This is a genomic window from Streptomyces spongiae (assembly GCF_009377185.1).
GTDB lineage: Bacteria > Actinomycetota > Actinomycetes > Streptomycetales > Streptomycetaceae > Streptomyces > Streptomyces spongiae.
In genome coordinates this window covers 1-1,012 of record NZ_VJZC01001113.1, presented here as the reverse complement: position 1 = coordinate 1,012, position 1,012 = coordinate 1, and the positions used below count along the sequence as shown (strand labels likewise).

At 69.3% G+C, this 1,012-nt stretch carries 1 protein-coding gene; it reads right to left on the bottom strand.

The features are described from left to right. Positions 1–24: 24 nt before the first annotated feature. Positions 25–837 (bottom strand): carbon-nitrogen family hydrolase, encoded by an 813-nt coding sequence (locus FNH08_RS50485; protein ID WP_322726696.1) that lies wholly within the window; start codon positions 835–837, stop codon positions 25–27. Positions 838–1,012: the final 175 nt, after the last annotated feature.

The following is a 1,012-nucleotide window of genomic DNA, read 5'->3' as shown; positions in this document are numbered from 1 at the left end:
ACCCAGCACCGCACCCAGTCAGCGTCAGCGCCGAGGAACCCCCAACCCCAGCACCCGATCCTTCAACGCCGGGAACTGCTCCCGCGTAGTAGCCACCTTCTCCGCATCGAACTCCACCGTGAGCACCTCCTCACCGGCACCCGCCTCCCCCAGCACCTCACCCCACGGATCCACCACGATCGAGTGACCCGCCTGGGGAACCCCCGCATGCGTACCGGCCGTTCCACACGCAAGGACGAACGCCTGGTTCTCGACCGCCCGCGCCTGGGCCAGCAGCGTCCAGTGGGACCGCCGACGCTCGGGCCAGCCCGCCGGGACGACGAGGATCTCGGCACCGGCGTCGACGAGACCACGGAAGAGTTCGGGGAAGCGGAGGTCGTAGCAGGTCGCGACACCAAGGGTCGTGCCGCGCTCCGACCCCGGCCCCGGCAGACGGACCGTCACGAGCTCGCTGCCCGCCCCCATCAGCACGGCCTCACCCTTGTCGAAGCCGAAGCGGTGGATCTTCCGATAGGCGGCGGCGAGCTCACCGGAGGGAGAGAAGACGAGAGACGTGTTGTAGAGGGGACCGTCAGGGTCCCGTTCGGGAATCGAGCCCGCGTGCAGCCACACGCCCGCGTCGCTCGCGGCCTTGGCCATCACCTCGTACGTGGGCCCCTCCAGCGGCTCGGCCTCGGCCGTGAACTCCTCGTACGCGAAGGCACCGGTCGTCCACAACTCGGGAAGGACCACGAGATCCGCACCGGACTGTTCGCGGACCAGGGCGGCAACCCGCCGTCGGCGCGATTCGACCGATTCGCCCTCGTCTACGCCGATCTGGATGAGCGAGGCGCGCACACTACCACCGTCCTGGCATTCGAGCCGTCCAACCGGGCCTACGATCGTCACACGAAAGCACTGCCGGGCTGCCTCGTAGCAGCGTAACTTAACGTTCCACGGCACCCACCGACAGCCGCCGACGCCCGCCCGCACTCGTCAACGCCGACGCCGACGCCCGCAACCCACACCCCAC